General features: G+C 70.4%; 15 protein-coding genes and 1 pseudogene. 12 read left to right on the top strand and 4 right to left on the bottom strand.

Annotated elements, in window-relative coordinates:
• Positions 1-256 precede the first annotated feature (256 nt).
• The 7 genes and pseudogenes from AB0398_RS01970 (at position 257) to AB0398_RS01940 (ending at position 7,558) form a co-directional block, all read left to right on the top strand.
• Positions 257-1,480: a helix-turn-helix transcriptional regulator gene (locus AB0398_RS01970; protein WP_366371554.1), complete on the top strand. Its 1,224-nt coding sequence runs from the start codon at positions 257-259 to the stop codon at positions 1,478-1,480.
• A 285-nt stretch (positions 1,481-1,765) separates the two neighbouring features.
• Positions 1,766-2,560, top strand: coding sequence for a toll/interleukin-1 receptor domain-containing protein (locus AB0398_RS01965; protein ID WP_366371552.1), 795 nt, complete (start codon positions 1,766-1,768; stop codon positions 2,558-2,560).
• Complete coding sequence (locus AB0398_RS01960) at positions 2,557-4,533, top strand: hypothetical protein (RefSeq protein ID WP_366371550.1); 1,977 nt, start codon at positions 2,557-2,559, stop codon at positions 4,531-4,533. Before AB0398_RS01965 ends, AB0398_RS01960 begins: the two co-directional genes overlap by 4 nt.
• A complete protein-coding gene (locus tag AB0398_RS01955; RefSeq protein ID WP_366371548.1) occupies positions 4,530-5,873 on the top strand; it encodes a hypothetical protein in 1,344 nt (447 codons plus the stop codon). The genes AB0398_RS01960 and AB0398_RS01955 overlap by 4 nt, the downstream gene beginning before the upstream one ends.
• A 313-nt stretch (positions 5,874-6,186) precedes the next feature.
• Positions 6,187-6,768: pseudogene (locus AB0398_RS01950) on the top strand (Uma2 family endonuclease).
• Between the two features lie 264 nt (positions 6,769-7,032).
• Positions 7,033-7,302: a type II toxin-antitoxin system Phd/YefM family antitoxin gene (locus AB0398_RS01945; RefSeq protein WP_100828042.1), complete on the top strand. Its 270-nt coding sequence runs from the start codon at positions 7,033-7,035 to the stop codon at positions 7,300-7,302.
• Positions 7,295-7,558: a type II toxin-antitoxin system RelE/ParE family toxin gene (locus AB0398_RS01940; protein ID WP_366371546.1), complete on the top strand. Its 264-nt coding sequence runs from the start codon at positions 7,295-7,297 to the stop codon at positions 7,556-7,558. Before AB0398_RS01945 ends, AB0398_RS01940 begins: the two co-directional genes overlap by 8 nt.
• A gap of 126 nt (positions 7,559-7,684) precedes the next feature.
• On the opposite strand, the gene ychF is transcribed toward AB0398_RS01940, so the two are convergent.
• A complete protein-coding gene (gene ychF, locus AB0398_RS01935; RefSeq protein ID WP_366371544.1) occupies positions 7,685-8,773 on the bottom strand; it encodes a redox-regulated ATPase YchF in 1,089 nt (362 codons plus the stop codon).
• 428 nt (positions 8,774-9,201) lie between these two features.
• On the opposite strand from ychF, the gene AB0398_RS01930 reads away from it, so the two are divergent.
• A complete protein-coding gene (locus tag AB0398_RS01930) occupies positions 9,202-9,717 on the top strand; it encodes a DUF6542 domain-containing protein (protein WP_366372331.1) in 516 nt (171 codons plus the stop codon).
• A gap of 24 nt (positions 9,718-9,741) precedes the next feature.
• On the opposite strand, the gene ppgK is transcribed toward AB0398_RS01930, so the two are convergent.
• Positions 9,742-10,485 (bottom strand): polyphosphate--glucose phosphotransferase, encoded by a 744-nt coding sequence (ppgK, locus tag AB0398_RS01925; RefSeq protein WP_366371543.1) that lies wholly within the window; start codon positions 10,483-10,485, stop codon positions 9,742-9,744.
• A 98-nt stretch (positions 10,486-10,583) separates the two neighbouring features.
• Positions 10,584-11,615, bottom strand: coding sequence for a 4-hydroxy-3-methylbut-2-enyl diphosphate reductase (locus AB0398_RS01920; RefSeq protein WP_366371541.1), 1,032 nt, complete (start codon positions 11,613-11,615; stop codon positions 10,584-10,586).
• A gap of 186 nt (positions 11,616-11,801) precedes the next feature.
• Here AB0398_RS01920 and AB0398_RS01915 point away from each other — a divergent pair, with 186 nt between their 5' ends.
• The 4 genes from AB0398_RS01915 to AB0398_RS01900 all read left to right on the top strand — a co-directional run bounded on the left by AB0398_RS01915 (position 11,802) and on the right by AB0398_RS01900 (position 15,651).
• On the top strand, positions 11,802-13,184 hold the full coding sequence (locus tag AB0398_RS01915; RefSeq protein ID WP_366371539.1) for an APC family permease: 1,383 nt from the start codon (positions 11,802-11,804) through the stop codon (positions 13,182-13,184).
• 132 nt (positions 13,185-13,316) lie between these two features.
• Positions 13,317-14,534: an exodeoxyribonuclease VII large subunit gene (gene xseA, locus AB0398_RS01910; RefSeq protein ID WP_366371537.1), complete on the top strand. Its 1,218-nt coding sequence runs from the start codon at positions 13,317-13,319 to the stop codon at positions 14,532-14,534.
• An 89-nt stretch (positions 14,535-14,623) separates the two neighbouring features.
• A complete protein-coding gene (locus AB0398_RS01905) occupies positions 14,624-14,890 on the top strand; it encodes an exodeoxyribonuclease VII small subunit (protein ID WP_366371535.1) in 267 nt (88 codons plus the stop codon).
• Positions 14,891-15,060: 170 nt separating this feature from the next.
• Positions 15,061-15,651 (top strand): malonic semialdehyde reductase, encoded by a 591-nt coding sequence (locus AB0398_RS01900; protein WP_366371533.1) that lies wholly within the window; start codon positions 15,061-15,063, stop codon positions 15,649-15,651.
• Positions 15,652-15,743: 92 nt separating this feature from the next.
• Here AB0398_RS01900 and AB0398_RS01895 read toward each other — a convergent pair whose 3' ends face one another.
• A complete protein-coding gene (locus AB0398_RS01895; protein ID WP_366371532.1) occupies positions 15,744-16,277 on the bottom strand; it encodes a DUF4245 domain-containing protein in 534 nt (177 codons plus the stop codon).
• Positions 16,278-16,376: the final 99 nt, after the last annotated feature.

Genomic DNA, 16,376 nt, shown 5'->3' with positions numbered 1-16,376 from the left:
TCCCGATCACGGTCGATCCCGGTCACTCTGAGGAACGGGTGGGGAACAACGGAGAACTGAAGAGGCAACGGGCAACACCGCCGAACCCCGATTCTCCAGGCGCGCATCGTGTCAGACTCGCTTTCGGACGCGAAGAGAGACGACGCCGTTACAGAAGGTGTTCTTCGTCAGGATTCGTGTCGCCCGGTGGCCGTCTGACGACGGCTCCCGTGAGGGCGGACAGCTCTTGCGATCACTATTCACGGGGAGGTTGACGATGAGCACAATCTTACGTTTTGGTCCGGAACTTCGCCGGTTAAGAGTAGAAGTGGGGCTTACTCTGACCGAGTTCTCCGCAGCGCTCAACTACGACAAGGGGCACCTCAGCAAGGTCGAGCGCGGAGAGCGTTCCGCGTCCCCCGAACTGGCCCGGCGGTGCGATGCCTTCCTCGGCGCGGACGGCGAGTTGCAGCGCCTGGTCACCCGCCCAGAAGCGGACTCGAACTCGAGCACCGTCGAATCCCCCACCGGTCCGAGCCGCTGGCGCGTCGGGCGCCGGGCGGTCCTCTCGGCGGGCACGGGAGCGCTGATCGACCTCGGCCTGAAACTCGGCGGTCAGGCGTTGCCCTCCGCCGACGATCCCCTTCTGGCCTCCTACCGCATGCAGTTCGACCAGCTGAGGAAGCTCGGTCAGTCCACCGCCCCCAAGATCCTGCTGCCCCTGCTGGAGACTCAGACCCGCATGATCGCCGGGCTGGCCTCCGACGCCCGGTCCGCTTCCCGAGCCCCCACGCTTCTGCTCGCCTCGCGGTTCGCGGAGTTCACCGGCTGGATGGCCCAAGAAGCCGGGGACAGCGACGCGGCACTCGGCTGGACTGGCGAGGCTGCCGAGTTGGCGCGCGCCGGAGGTGATCCGTACCTGGGTTCCTACGCACTGGTAAGGCGCGCCCTGGTCACCATGTACGGCGGGGACGCGGCCGGCACCGTCGCCCTGGCCCGCCGCGCCCAGAACAGCGAGCTCCCATCGCGCATCCGGGGACTCGCAGCCCAGCGGGAGGCCCAGGGGCACGCGCTCGTCGGCAACGAAGTCGACTGCCTCCGCAGCCTCGACAGGGCACGGGAACTACTCGCCGGCGACGACGCTCGCAACGGCGCCGAGCCTGTGATCGGCACCACCCATGTGAACGATCCGGCGGCGATGTCGACCGGCTGGTGCCTGTACGACCTCGGCCGGCCCAAGGCCGCCGCCGAGGTACTCGACCGGGAGTGCAGCCGCCTCCCGGCGCACGCGCTGCGTACCCGCGCCCGGTACGGCTTCCGCCGGTCGTTGGCCCATGCCGCCTCCGGGGATCTCCTGGGGGTGATGCCGGCCGTACCCTCGGCGACGGTGAACAGCGACGTCCGGCGTCTCGCACGGGAACTCGCCCGGTTCCGGAGCAGCCGGGCCGTACGCGATCTGCAACCGGCGCTGGCACGGGTACTCGCCCCCGCGCACGGCTGACACAGGCCCCGCGGCAGACACCGGCTCGAGCCGCCCGACCCTCCGGATCCCACGATCTCCGGCAGGACCCTCTATTCCGCGCCTGACGCGTCGCATCGCCCCCCGGCTTCTTCGGGATGCCCGCGACCAGTGACGCACCAGGCGGCGTCCTTCGCTCCACGCGTCCTGCCGTGGATGCGCCATGCCGTCACACGGTCGGGACCTCACGGCCCGGGCGGACTGGAGACCCGGTCCACAGCCCAATGCCCGTTCACCCCCCGTTCTTCTCTCACGAAGGGAACCTTCATGCCCGACGTCTTCGTCAACTACCGCACAGGTGATGAGGAATCCGCAGCGACCATGATCGCCCGGGAACTCGCCCGGCGGTTCGGCGACGAGCGGATCTTCTTCGCCAGCAACTCGATCGAGCCCGGACGCCGTTTCCCGGTGGAACTGGTCAGGGCGGTGGAGGAGTGCGAGGCCCTCCTCGCCGTGATCGGCCCGCGTTGGGCGGAGGTCCGGGGGGCCGACGGTCGCCCCGCCCTCGAAGCCGAGCAGGACTGGACCCGCCACGAGATCCAGACCGCGCTCGACCGCGGGGTCCTGGTGATCCCCGTGCTCGTCGGAAAGGCGACGAGGATCGACCGCTCCGCCCTCCCGGAGGATCTGCTGGAACTGGCGGACTGCCAGTACAGGCGGTTCGATCACCGCAACGCCGAGTCGGACCTGACGGCGCTCGGCGACACCCTCTCCCGGCTCCTGCCCGAGCTGGGCGAGGCGGACCGGAGCGCCCGTGCGGTACGAGAGCCGACGGAGGCGAAGTCCCGCGAGAAGTCGGCCCGCGACACCGGGCACGCCAGGATGCGGACGCGCGACGTCGAGCAGCGCGTGCGCGGCGGCATCGGAAATCTCAACGGAGACCTGTCCGGCACCTTCGTGAACGAGCCGCAGGGGCCGGTGAACACCGGCCGGGGCCATCAGTACAACGCGCCGCACTTCGAGGGCGACAACACCGGGGTCCAGTTCACGGCGGGCGACAACAGCGGTACGGTCCACCAGCGCTTCGAGCGCGAGCGCCAGCACTCGGACGACGGACGATGACCGAGCAGGACCGCGTCACCGTCAATGATCCGCGCGGCCCGGTGAACAACGGAGAAGGACACCAATACGTCTTCTACGGCGCTGGCGTGGACTGGATGATCCGCAAAGGGGTCGAGTCCCTCCGGATCGCCCACGAGGACCGGGTGCGCCTGGCGGACCGGTTCGTTCCGCCGGTGGGCTACCGCGTTGCCGCTGACCGCCTGGAGAAACCCGGGTCGGTGGTGCTGCTGACAGGGCCGCCCGGCAGCGGTCGCCGCGCTGCGGCGATCATGCTGCTGCACGGGTTCGAGGAGGACGGGGGCATCGATCAAGAGGGGGCCCGGTTCGAGGAGCTTCCCGCCATAGCCGAGGACGAAAGCCTGTTAGCCCCCGGTGAGGGGGACCGCTTCCTCCTCGACCTCTCCGGGATCGCCGACGAGGAGACGTACCGCAAGGCCCAGCGCCGCCTGGCCGTGCGCCGGTCACAGGTCCAGGAGGCAGGGGCCCACATGGTCGTCATCCTGCCGTCGGTCATGGAACATGCTCATGCACCGGACTTCGAACCGCACACGGTGAAGCTGGAGCGCCCCCGAGGCGTCGCCGTCATCACCCGGTACCTCCGCATGGACCGGATGCCCTTTAGCCCCGCCGACCTGGCAAGCGCCGACTTCCAGCACCTGTGCGACCGCTCCCCCATGCGGGAACTGGCACGGCTCGCGGGCCTGGTGAGGGCTGCTCGCGACAGCGGTCGGTTCGGCGCCGACTTCGCGGGATGGCTCGACCAGGCGATGCATGCGGTGACCGACCGTGCCGGTGAGGTGGGCCTACAGGTGGCCGCGGTTCGCACCGTGCCCGAGCGGGCCCTGCTGCTCGCGACGGCAATGTTCGAGGAGGCCCACGCCGACATCGTCTACGAGGCGTGGCACGGCCTGATGAAGACGGTGGGGTACGAGGAGGAGGCGACGACCGAACTCGCGCGGACTGATTTCGGAGAGCGGTTGACGGGGCTCGGGATCGAGCGGGATCCGGACGGACGGCTCCGCTTCGAACGGCTCGCCTACGCCGACGCGGTACGGACGTACTTCTGGGCGAACTTCCCCGGGGTGCGCGACGACCTCAGAAACTGGATCGGTCGCGCCGCCGGGCTGCGTGGTCTGACCACCGACGACCGGGTGAACGTCGTCGTCCACTTCGGTGAACGAGCCCTGGCCGTCGGACGACCCGACCATCTCTTCGCCCTCGTGGTGCGCTGGGCAGACCGCGCGACCGGAACGCCCTGTGATCCGAGAGCCGTGGCAGCCCTCGAACTCGGTCTCGGCCACGAGAGGTTCGGCGGGTGGTTCCGCAAGCGGATGTATGAGTACGTCGTGAAGCCCGGCTCCTTGTCGAACGGTCTCGTCCGTGTCCTGACCGTCGCCTGCTTCCAGAGCCTCGCCGCGACGCACCCGGATCAGGCAGTGGTACGGCTCCACTACCTCGCAGTACGGAAAGGAAAGGAGGCACGCGAGGCCCGGGAGGCGCTTCTCGACCTCGTCGGCCGCGACCGTCGACTCTACCGACTGCTGATCGACCGCTTGCGGGACCGGGCGCATCGAGATCCGCACGGAGCAGATCCCCATCTTCAGCTTCTCACAGAGTTGTTGAGGAGTGACCGAGCGCCGGACCCACCACACTGGCCGGACCTGTTCCTGGGCTGGAAGACGGTGTTCTCCCAGCCTGCGACGGAGCTCTGGGGTCCGCTGGTGAGCAGTTGGCTGAACGCCGTGGCGGGCGACAGCACACGGAAGATGGCGCTGGACGTGATGGTCGGGGCGACGTGCGGCCGCGCGGCCGCTCTCCACCGCCTCTACGCCATCGCCTGCGTCTGGGCGGGCTCCACGCACCACCCATCCCGGGCAGCGGTCGCCGTCCTCTTCTGGCAGTACATCGACCACGTGCAGTACGGACGTCCAGAGCGTGCTGACACCGAACCACGGACCATGGAAGAGGCATGATGAGACACCGTTTTCCCAGCTTGCTGTTCATCGCTCTCTGCGGCCTCGCACCGGCCGTGCTCGGAAACCTCCTGCACTGGTCGGCATGGTTGTGGGGCTTCATGTCCACGGTCACGGCCTCGGGTTCCCTGCTGCTCGCGATGACGGTGCTCAGCGGTGATCGCGCGCCAGCCGACCCGTACCAGTCTGGGGAACCCGAGCCTCCCGCGGCACCGGCGGAGCAGCCGTACCAGGAGACACGGGTGATCGACGCAGCGCTGCCGAGCGCGACGGAAGGCTACGACTTCCTCTTCTCCGCCACCGTGTGGTGGAAGCCCCTCCCTGACCACACCGGCCGGTCCGACGACGCGTCCCCGGCCCTCGCCGCGTCCTCGATCCTCAGCCGGGCCCGGGAGGTCGTCCGCCACGAGGAACCCGGCCGGACGAGCTTCGCGCAATACCTCCTGGAAGGAGAGTTGGGCATCCTGCTGCCGGACCGGAACGAACGGGTGAAGGCGCTGGCGATCGATGTGACACTCGCCCTCGCCCCCGCCGACCGCGAGCGCCTGCGGAAGCTGAACGACCTTCGCAAGGACGAGGAGGTCTGGGAGTACGAGCGCCGGCACGAGCGCAATAAGCGGCGCTACCTCGGCGACGACGTACTCAAGAGTGCAGGCAGCGCGGTGGTGTGGTGGCTGGCCCGCCACGAGGACGAGATCGAGAAGGCGGTCCACATGATCGGCCCGCTCGCCCAGATCGCGGCGGCGGCCAACGACGAGGAGGTTCCCGAGCTCTTCCGCCATCTGCTCGTTCCGCCCGTGGACATGCGGAGCGAGGCGACCGTCGGAGGACCCCTGCGGGACGAGGACGGTCCCGGAGGGCAGATGCTCGACCGCGAGGAGGAAGTGGGGGTACCGGATCGGCTGCGTCTGTTGCTGACAGCCGCGGGCCTGAAGCCGGACATGGACGGGTACACGGTGTTGGTGCACCGTGTGATGCGGTTCCTGAAAGCGGAGGGGCTGGACGAGGCCGCCCAGGAGATCAGCCGGGCCTTTGGCCTGGCACCTGACGAGGGCCCAGAGGACGGACCTTCGGAAGAGGGGAACAGCACGGGGCCCTGGCCGCCCCGCTCCCCAGCACCGGATGGCCCGCCGTTCACCGGCACGACCGCGGACCCGGATGCCGACGCGGGCATGTTCACGTCCTGGACGGCGGAGACCAGCGCAAACGAACGGAACCGGGACCAGTGGGAGACGGGCGAGTACGACATGGCGTCCGCACATCTCTGGGACCCCTCGCACAGCCCACACCGGCCCGCCGAACCCAGCCCACGGAACGAGGAAGACGTGGCCGGGAACTGATCCGGTAGACGGTCGGTTCTCCGAGGTTCCCCTTCGCCGCCCACCGCAGCAAGGGGAGCCCTTTCCCGTCCTGAGACAGTTGCCGTTCCGTTCCAATGAGCATGCGGCCGAAAGCAGAGAAGATTCACCCGACCCGCTGCCGTTCCCACGCTGCGAGGTTCACGGCGATACCGCCGCGAAGATCAACACCATTGCGATCCGGACGACCGAGCGACTCATGGGCAGATGCCGGGCAGTTTGCCCGTAGCGAATCGACAAGTCGCCGGAACTCCACTCGCCCCTTGGCCCGGGCCGTACGCGCTACCGTGAGGCCATAACCGGACTGCCCGACTGGACGCGCCCGCCGCGCGCGGAAGGCTGGTTCGCGGAGGACCTCGACCACCTCCCCGAGGCACCTCGTCATACCGAGCTGATCGACGGAACCCTCGTCTTCATGATGTCGCCCCAGAGGTGGTGACACGGCCACCTCGTCACCGTGCTCACCGTCGCACTCATGGAGCAGGTGCCTGCCGACACCAGAGTCGGCCGCGAGAGGACCATCAAACTCGACCCACGCAACCGCCCCGAACCCGACCTGCTGGTGACGACGGCCGATTTCGACGGCGACCGCACCTGGTTCGCACCGGAGGACGTCCAGCTCGTCATCTAGGTCGTCTCCCCCGAGTCCGCCCATCGCGATCGCACAGTGAAACTCCGCAAGTACGCGGAGGCCGGCATCCCGCACTACTGGTGCATCGAGGACAAGGCTGGGGCACCCGTCGTCCACGTCTACGAACTCAACGGCCCCACCGGCGTGCACGCGCCCGCCAAGATCTTCCGGGGCACCCTCCAACGCCCGGTGCCCTTCGAGATCAGTCTGGATCTCGACAAGCTCATGCCGCCCCGAAGCGGCTGAAAAGTCAGCACGGACATATATAGAGGGTCGGCCTCGTCAGAGACTGACCCTTTCTGAACCGCATGACTGACGAAACTGCCCGACATGCGGTGACGGAACGCCTACACGTTGAACCGGAACGTCAGCCATGACGCTCCGAACTGCGGAAACGCCCCTTCCGGAGATCACATCCAGCACAGCTCCAGCACGGTAGCGGTCTACTCGGCACCTCCGAGCGACCGTGAGCCGTTGTGTACACATGAGACACTCGGTACACTTGGGCTCATGACGCAGCCACTGCCCATAGAGTCCATCCGTGATGTCCGGGCACATCTGGCCGAGGTTGTGGAGCGGGCCGACCGGGACGACGTACCCACCGTGATCACCCGGCGCGGCAAGCAGGTCGCCGCCGTGGTGTCCATCGAGGTGCTGCGCAAGTACCAGGAATGGGAAGAGCGCGAGATCAACCGGATCATCGACGAGCGCATGGCCAACCCGGCCCCCGGCATCCCGATCGAGGACATCATGAGGGAGACGCTGGCGCGCAGTGAGTGAGTACCGCACCGTCTTCCGGCCCGAGGCGCAGGCCGAGCTCCGCAAGGTCCCGCGAGACATGGCCCTCCGCATTCTGGCCAAGCTGACCGAGCTGGAGACCGACCCGCTGGGGTTCAACACCACCGCCCTCGTCTCCCGACCCGACCGCCGCCGTCTACGGGTAGGCGACTACCGCGTGGTCTACACGATCGACAACGGCGAGCTGGTGGTGTGGGTCATCCACATCGGGCATCGCTCCACCGTCTACGACAGCTGAACGGTCCTGACGAGGCCAGGTCGGAATATCCAGCACGGGATCGACGAAGGGGCCGGGCTGTCGAGAGCCCGGCCCCTTCTGATCTGCTTGTTTGCCGCATCAGCGACGTGGTGTCATTTCATCCGCTCAGACGTTGAAGCGGAACTCCACCACGTCCCCGTCCTGCATCACGTACTCCTTGCCCTCCATCCGCGCCTTGCCCGCCGCGCGGGCGTCGGCGACCGAGCCCGTTTCGACGAGGTCGGTGAAGGAGATGACCTCGGCCTTGATGAAGCCCTTCTGGAAGTCCGTGTGGATGACGCCGGCCGCCTCGGGGGCCGTCGCGCCCTTCTTGATCGTCCAGGCGCGGGACTCCTTGGGGCCGGCCGTCAGGTAGGTCTGGAGGCCGAGGGTGTCGAAGCCGACGCGGGCGAGGGTGGCGAGGCCGGGCTCCTCGGCGCCGACGGACTGGAGGAGCTCCATGGCGTCCTCCTCGTCGAGCTCGGCGAGGTCCTGCTCCAGCTTGGCGTTCAGGAAGATCGCCTCCGCCGGGGCCACCAGGGCGCTCTGCTCGGCCTTGAAGGCGTCGTCCGTCAGCTCGTCCTCGTCCACGTTGAAGACGTAGAGGAACGGCTTGGTGGTGAGCAGGTGCAGGTCGTGGAGGAGCTCCGCCTTCTCCGAGCCCTGCACGATGCCCTGCGAGAAGAGGGTGTCGCCCTTCTCCAGGATCGCCTGGGCGGCCTCGACCGCGGCGACCTTGGGCGCCGTGTCCTTCTTGATCCGCATCTCCTTCTGGAGGCGCGGCAGGACCTTCTCGATCGTCTGGAGGTCCGCGAGGATCAGCTCCGTGTTGATCGTCTCGATGTCGTCCTTCGGCGAGACCTTGCCGTCGACGTGCACGACGTTCTCGTCCTTGAAGGCGCGGATGACCTGGCAGATCGCGTCCGACTCGCGGATGTTCGCCAGGAACTTGTTGCCCAGGCCCTCGCCCTCGCTCGCGCCGCGCACGATGCCCGCGATGTCGACGAAGTCGACCGTCGCCGGGAGGACGCGCTGCGAGCTGAAGATCTCCGCCAGCTTGGTCAGGCGGGCGTCGGGGACGCCGACGACGCCGACGTTGGGCTCGATCGTGGCGAACGGGTAGTTGGCCGCCAGCACGTCGTTCTTGGTCAGGGCGTTGAACAGGGTCGACTTGCCGACATTCGGCAGACCGACGATTCCGATCGTGAGCGACACGGTGGCGACTTCCTGAAGTGTGGATGGTGGGCCGATCCCCCAGTTTACGGGCGGGCCGAACCGGCCAGTGACGCCGACCTTCGGTCGATCTCGGGGGCAAGGTCACCCAAAGGGCGTGTCCCGGACCCGGTTCCCGCCCCCTCCCGACCTACGTTGGTCGGGTGGAGCAGCACAGGACAAGTCAGCCCCAGGGGCGCCGACGGCCGAAATCGTCCGGTTCGCCGGCCGCCGCCCCGCCCCCCGCCGCGCCCTCCGGCCCGCTCGTGGAGGGTGCCGCCGTGTACCGCGTGACCGGCAGAACCAGGCGGGCCCCCGGCGGCGCCCGTGTCGAGCGGGCCGCGACGGCGGGCACTCCCGGCCGTGCCCCGGGCCGCGGCGCGGGGCCCGCCCCCGGCAGGCGGCCCGGCGGCCCGGCCGGCGGCCGGCCCGTGCCCCCCGTCGTCCTCGCCCTGCGGCGGCTGCCCGCGCCCCGTCTCACCGGGCTCGGCGCCGGGCTCTTCGCCTCCGCCGTCATGCTGGTGTTCGGCTTCCTCGACCTGCTGCTCCTCGACGGCTCCCCCGTCGCCTACGGGCTGCTGTTCCTGCCGGTCAGCGCCCTGACCGCGCTCTGGGTCCGTACCGCCGACCTGGTCACCGCCCCCATCGCCGTCCCCATCGCCTTCGCCGTCGGCGTCCTCCCCATCGCGGGCGGCACCGGCGGCCTCGGCGGCCAGGCCATGGCCGTCGTCACCGCCCTCGCCGTGCACGCCGGGTGGCTGTACGGCGGGACCCTGGTCGCCGGTCTCATCGCCAGCGTCCGGAAGGTGCGGGACATGGGGCGGCGGCAGCAGCGGACCCGGACCGCCACCGGGACCTCCGGGGGCGTCGGAACCACCGGAGCCGCGGACCCCGTCGCGAAGGCAGCCAAGACCGCCAAGGCCACGAAGGCCGCCAAGGCCCGGTGAACCACCGGGCCCCGGAGCCCTTCGCTACTTCCCGCCCGCCGCCATCGCCGCGCCCACGATCCCCGCGTTGTTCTGGAGCTCCGCCGGGACGATCTCCGCGCGGATGCCCTCGATCAGCGGCAGGAACCTGTCCGCCTTGCGGCTGACGCCGCCGCCGATGATGAAGAGCTCCGGCGAGAACAGCATCTCCACGTGCGCGAGGTACTTCTGCACCCGCTTGGTCGCCCAGTGCTCCCAGCTCAGGTCCTCGTCCTCCTTGGCCTTCGTCGAGGCCCGCTTCTCCGCGTCGTGGCCCTTGAGCTCCAGGTGTCCCAGCTCCGTGTTCGGGACGAGCCGGCCGTCGACGAAGAGGGCCGAGCCGATGCCCGTGCCGAGGGTCAGCATGATCACCGTGCCCTTGCGGCCCCGGCCCGCGCCGAAGGTCATCTCCGCGATCCCGGCCGCGTCCGCGTCGTTCAGGACGGTCACGGGGAGGCCCCCGACGCGTTCGCCGATGAGCGCGCCCGCGTCGACGTCGATCCAGGACTTGTCGACGTTCGCGGCCGTACGGATCGTGGAGCCCGTCACCACGCCGGGGAAGGTCAGCCCCACCGGTCCCGTCCAGCCGAAGTGCGCCACCACCTCCGCGACGCAGCCCGCCACACCGTCGGGTGTGGCGGGCTGCGGGGTCAGTACCTTGTGGCGCTCCTCGGTGAGCGCGCCTCGCTCCAGGTCCACGGGAGCGCCCTTGATGCCCGAGCCGCCGATGTCCACTCCGAAGACGTTCATGGACCCACCGTAAGGGACCGTGAGGGCGTAGGGGGCGGGGCGCCTCGACACCGGCCGGCTCTTACCGCCGAGCCGCCCGGCCCACCGCCCGCCGCCTCCTACTCGGCCGCGCCGAGCCTCTCGGCCACGGCCCGCAGGTCCTTGTCGCGGAGCTCCTTGGGGAGCGAGAAGGTCAGGGACTCGTCGGCCGTCTTGACGATCTCGACGTCCGCGTAGCCCCGCTCGGCCAGCCACTCCAGGACCTCCTGCACCAAGACGTCCGGGACGGAGGCGCCGGAGGAGAGGCCGACGCTGGTCACGCCCTCCAGCCAGGCCTCGTCGATCTCGCTCGCGAAGTCGACGAGGTACGCGGCGGGCACGCCGGCCTGCTTGGCGACCTCGACCATGCGGATCGAGTTGGAGGAGTTCTTCGAGCCGACGACGATCACCAGGTCGGCCTGGCCGGCCAGCTCCTTGATCGCGGTCTGGCGGTTCTGCGTGGCGTAGCAGATGTCGTCCGACGGCGGGGAGATGAGCTGCGGGAACTTCTCCTTCAGCGCGTCGACCGTCTCCATCGTCTCGTCGACCGACAGCGTGGTCTGGGAGAGCCAGACGACCCGGGAGGGGTCGCGGACCTCGATCTTGGCGACGTCCTCGGGGCCGTCGACCAGCTGGATGTGGTCCGGGGCCTCGCCGGAGGTGCCGATGACCTCCTCGTGGCCCTCGTGGCCGATGAGGAGGATGTCGAAGTCCTCCTTGGCGAAGCGCACGGCCTCCTTGTGCACCTTGGTGACCAGCGGGCAGGTGGCGTCGATGGTCGCGAGCCGGCCCTGCCGGGCCTCCTCGTGGACGGCCGGGGCGACGCCGTGCGCGGAGAACATCACGATGTTGCCCGGCGGCACCTCGGTCGCCTGGTCGACGAAGATCGCGCCCTTCCGCTCCAGGGTCTGGACGACGTACTTGTTGTGGACGATCTCGTGCCGGACGTAGATCGGGGCCCCGTACTGCTCCAGGGCCTTCTCCACCGCGATCACGGCACGGTCCACGCCCGCGCAGTAGCCGCGGGGAGCGGCGAGCAGGACACGCTTCGGGCGGTTCGTCGCGGGGGCGGAATCGGGCGTCGGCGCGGGCGTTGCAGTCATGCGTCCCATCGTAAGGCCGCCCCCGCGTGCGCCCGCGTCGCCGTGTCCCACCGGGAACCCCCGCGCCCCCGTGCGCCCGCGTCGGCGGGCCCCACCGGGAAACGCCTCGCCCGCGTGGCGGCACGCGGACGGGCCCGCACCGCCACCGCCGCGTCGCTCAGCGATTCGTCCGCCCTCGTGGCAGAAACTGAGCCCATGGCCGAGGAATCGCAGGTGGCGGCGGGCGGGAACGGCGACGGTGGCGGCGGTACGGACCACACGGGGCTCCGACGGAACCTCGGGTTCCGCGACCTGGTCGTCTACGGGCTGCTCTTCATCGCGCCCATGGCGCCGGTCGGCGTCTTCGGGACGCTCGACGCCAAGTCGCACGGCGCGGTCGCCCTGGTGTACGTGGTGGCGACGGTCGCCATGGCGTTCACGGCGTTCAGCTACGCCCAGATGGTGCGGGTCGCCCCGCAGGCCGGTTCCGTCTTCACGTACGCGCGCAAGGGCCTCGGGGAGGGGCCGGGCTTCGTCGCCGGGTGGATGGCGATGCTCGACTACCTCCTGATCCCGGCCGTCGCCTACCTCTTCGCGGGCATCGCCATGGAGGCGCTCGTCCCGGCGGTCGACCGGTGGGTGTGGACCGGGATCGCCGTGGTCCTCACCACCCTGCTCAACCTGTGGGGCGTCCGGGCGGCGGCCCGCGTCGGCTTCGCGGTGCTCGCCATGGAGATCGTCGTCCTCCTCGTCTTCGTCGCCTCGGCCGTGGTGGTGCTCGTACGGGACGGGGCGCAACGCGACTGGTGGTCGCCGCTGACCGGCGACGCGTCGTTCTCGCTCGCGGCGGTGATCGGCGCGGTCTCGGTCGCCGTCCTCTCCTACCTGGGCTTCGACGCGATCGCCTCCTTCGCGGAGGAGGTCACCGGCGGCTCGGCGAAGGTGGCGCGGGCGCTGCTGTTCTGCCTGGCGCTCGCGGGCGTGCTCTTCGTGGCGCAGACCTGGCTGGTGGCGCTGCTCGAACCCGTCTCCTCGGCCGAGCTCGCCGCCGACCCCGGCAGGCAGGGCTCCGCCTTCTACGACGCCGTGGACACCTCGGTCGGCGACTGGCTGCACGACCTGGTGGCCGCCTCCAAGGCGATCGGCGCGGCCTTCGCGGCGCTCGCGGGGCAGGCGGCCGGCGGGCGGCTGCTCTTCGCGATGGGCCGCGACCGGCGGCTGCCGCACCTGCTGGCCCGTACGGACGGGGGCGTGCCGCGCGTGGCGCTGCTGGTGTCCGCCACGGTGACGATGGTCGCGGCGGTGTGGGCGGCGCGGCGGGACGACGGCCTCGACCACCTGGTGTCGGTCGTCGACGTCGGCGCGCTCACCGCCTTCGTACTGCTGCACGCGAGCGTGGTGGGCTGGTTCGCCGTACGGAGGGCGGAGGGGCCGCCGCACGTGCTGAAGCACGTGGTGGCGCCGGTCGTCGGCGCCGCGATCCTGGTCGCGGTGATCGTCGAGGCCTCGGCGGAGGCCCAGGTGGTGGGCGTGGTCTGGCTCGGCATCGGCCTGGTGGTGCTGGCGGTCCAGGGGACCCGGCGGGCGCCGGGGAGGTGACGGCGCCGGAAGGGCCACCCCGCCGTCCCGACACCGCCGTCCCAACAGCGCCGCCCTGACGCCGCCGCCCCGACGCCACCATCCCGACGCCACCGCCCTGACGTTGTCCTACCGCGCCGTTACGCTCGGTCCATGGCTCTGACTACCTCCGCCGAAACGCCGCTCCCCGTCGGTGAGGTCTCCCGGCTGATCGGGGGCTGGATCGACCGGCTCGGGGCGATCTGGGTCGAGGGGCAGATCACGCAGCTGTCGCGGCGCCCCGGTGCCGGGGTCGTCTTCCTGACGCTGCGGGACCCCTCGTACGACGTCTCCGTCGGCGTCACCTGCTACCGGCAGGTCTTCGACGCGGTCGCGGACGTCGTGTCGGAGGGGGCCAGGGTCGTCGTGCACGCCAAGCCCGAGTGGTACGCGCCGCGCGGGCAGCTCTCGCTGCGGGCCGCCGAGATCAAGCCGGTCGGGATCGGGGAGCTGCTCGCCCGGCTCGAACAGCTGAAGCGGACCCTGGCCGCCGAGGGGCTGTTCGCGCTCGACCGGAAGAAGCCGCTGCCGTTCCTGCCGCGCCGGATCGGCCTCGTCTGCGGCCGCGCGTCGGCGGCGGAGCGGGACGTCCTGGAGAACGCGCGCCGCCGCTGGCCCGCCGTCGCCTTCGAGGTGCGCAACGTCGCGGTGCAGGGCGTGAAGGCCGTCCCGCAGGTCGTCCAGGCGGTCCGGGAGCTCGACGCGGACGAGGACGTGGACGTGATCGTCGTGGCCCGGGGCGGCGGCAGCGTCGAGGACCTGCTGCCGTTCTCGGACGAGCAGCTCGTCCGGGCCGTGGCCGACTGCCGCACGCCGGTGGTCTCCGCGATCGGGCACGAGCCGGACTCCCCGCTGCTCGACCTGGTGGCCGACCTGCGCGCCTCGACGCCGACGGACGCGGCCAAGAAGGTCGTCCCGGACGTCGGCGAGGAGCTCGACCGGGTGCGCGGCCTCAGGGACCGGGCGCTGCGGACCGTGCAGGGGCTCCTGGACCGGGAGGAGCGCGGGCTGGCGCACGCGCTCGCGCGGCCCGTCATGGAGCAGCCGCTGCGGATGGTCGAGGTGCGCGAGGACGAGGTGTCCGCGCTGCTCGCCCGGAGTCGGCGGGTCCTCGGCCACCTCCTCGACCGGGCCGACTCGGAGCTCTCGCACACACGGGCGCGGGTCCACGCGCTCTCCCCCGCCGCGACCCTGGAGCGGGGGTACGCGGTGCTCCAGCGGGCGGACGGCACGGTGGTCCGCTCCCCCGGCGAGGTCGCCGGGGACGAGGAACTGCGGGCCCGGGTCGCGGAGGGCGAGTTCGCGGTGCGGCGCGTGGCCGACCCGGGCTGAGCGGCCCGAGGACATCACGACCTCATGGCCCAGTGACTTCACGGCCTCATGGCCTCATGGCAGATCACCACATCGACGGAAGGACGGACATGGCAGCGGGCACGGGCACGGATACGAGTACGGACGGAACCGCCCTCGGGTACGAGCAGGCGCGGGACGAGCTGATCGAGGTCGTCCGGCGGCTCGAAGCGGGCGGGACCACTCTGGAGGACTCCCTCGCGCTCTGGGAGCGCGGCGAGGAGCTGGCGAAGGTCTGCCGGCTCCGTCTGGAGGGCGCCCGGGCCCGCCTGGACGCCGCACTGGCGGCGGACGGGGACGGGGACGGGGCGGGAGAGGGCGGGGGCGACGGGGAGTGACGCGCCGGGGCGTCCCCGGCCCGGCGTAGACTCATGAGTGAACCGGATCACTATCCGGATGAGATAGTTGAACTTTCACCAATCACGGGCGTACTGTCGAGGGCATCGCTTGAACTTTGTACGAGCGACCCCCACCTTGTGCAGTTTGTGCAGTCCGGAAGGTACGCAGCATGTCTCTCGCCCTTGACCCCGCCGCCCAGGACCTCCTCTTCCGCGAGGCCCGCACCGCCAACACGTTCACCGACGAGCCGGTGACCAACGAGCAGGTCCAGGCGATATACGACCTGGTGAAGTACGGCCCCACCGCCTTCAACCAGACCCCGCTGCGCATCACCCTGGTCCGCTCCCCCGAGGCCCGCGAGCGCCTGGTCCAGCACATGGCGGAGGGCAACCGGCCCAAGACCGCCGCCGCCCCGCTCGTCGCGATCCTCTCCGCCGACAACGAGTTCCACGAGGACCTGCCGGCGCTGCTCCCGCACTTCCCGCAGGCCAAGGACATGTTCTTCGGCGAGCGCCCGGTCCGCGAGCAGTCCGCCCTGCTGAACGCCGCCCTCCAGGCCGCGTACTTCATCGTCGGCGTCCGCGCCGCCGGCCTGGCCGCCGGTCCGATGACCGGCCTGGACTTCGCCGGCGTCCAGAAGGAGTTCCTCGACGCCGACCACACCCCGCTGATGGTCGTCAACATCGGCCGGCCGGGCGAGGACGCCTGGTTCCCGCGCTCCCCGCGCCTCTCCTTCGACGAGGTCGTCACCACCGTCTGAGACCGGTGACCGGCCGCGCGACGGCCGGCCCCGGGCACGGAAAGGGCCCCGCACTCCACGAGTGCGGGGCCCTCCCCGTACGACCGCGTCCGTCAGACCTTCTGCGCCCGCAGCGAGCCCGCCATCTCGGTCAGCCGCTCGAAGGACGCCGTGCCGGTCACCACCGTCGTCGCGCCGCCCTCCGTCCGTACGAGCGCGTCGTACTTCGGGCCCTCCCAGCGCTGCCAGACCTGGCCGGCCACCGTCTCGGTCCTCCCGGTGTCCTTCGCGCCCTGGCTCACCTTGGGCGCGAACGTGCGCGCCTCCGCCGTCGACTGGTGGATCGCCACGTACTGGGTGTCCGGCGAGAGGAAGCCGAGCTGCCAGGCGTCGGAGTTCTCGCGCTTGTACGAGACGACCGTCGCCTTCCAGCCGTCGCCGAGGCCCTGGGGGGCCAGCACCGGGTACGGCGCCGCCCGCTGGGCCGTCAGGAGCTCGACCCGGTAGTCCTTCGCCTTCACCGGGTCCGCGTGCTCGTCGTGCGGGATGAAGAGATACATCACGCCCGCGGCGACCATGATCACACCGAGGGACTGGAACATCCCGCGTACCGTCTGCCTGCCTCGCATACCTGCCACGCCCCCCATGGTCGCATCACGGTCCCGCGCTCATACGTGGGCCCCTCTGCTCAATTTGTCGACCTGACGATAGAGTCGCAGCACCCTCGTATTCTCCGGCCGTCGCCG

This window comes from Streptomyces sp. NPDC086147 (assembly GCF_040702165.1).
GTDB lineage: Bacteria > Actinomycetota > Actinomycetes > Streptomycetales > Streptomycetaceae > Streptomyces.
The sequence above is the reverse complement of the archived record's forward strand: the minus strand, read 5'-3'. Positions and strand labels throughout refer to the sequence as shown.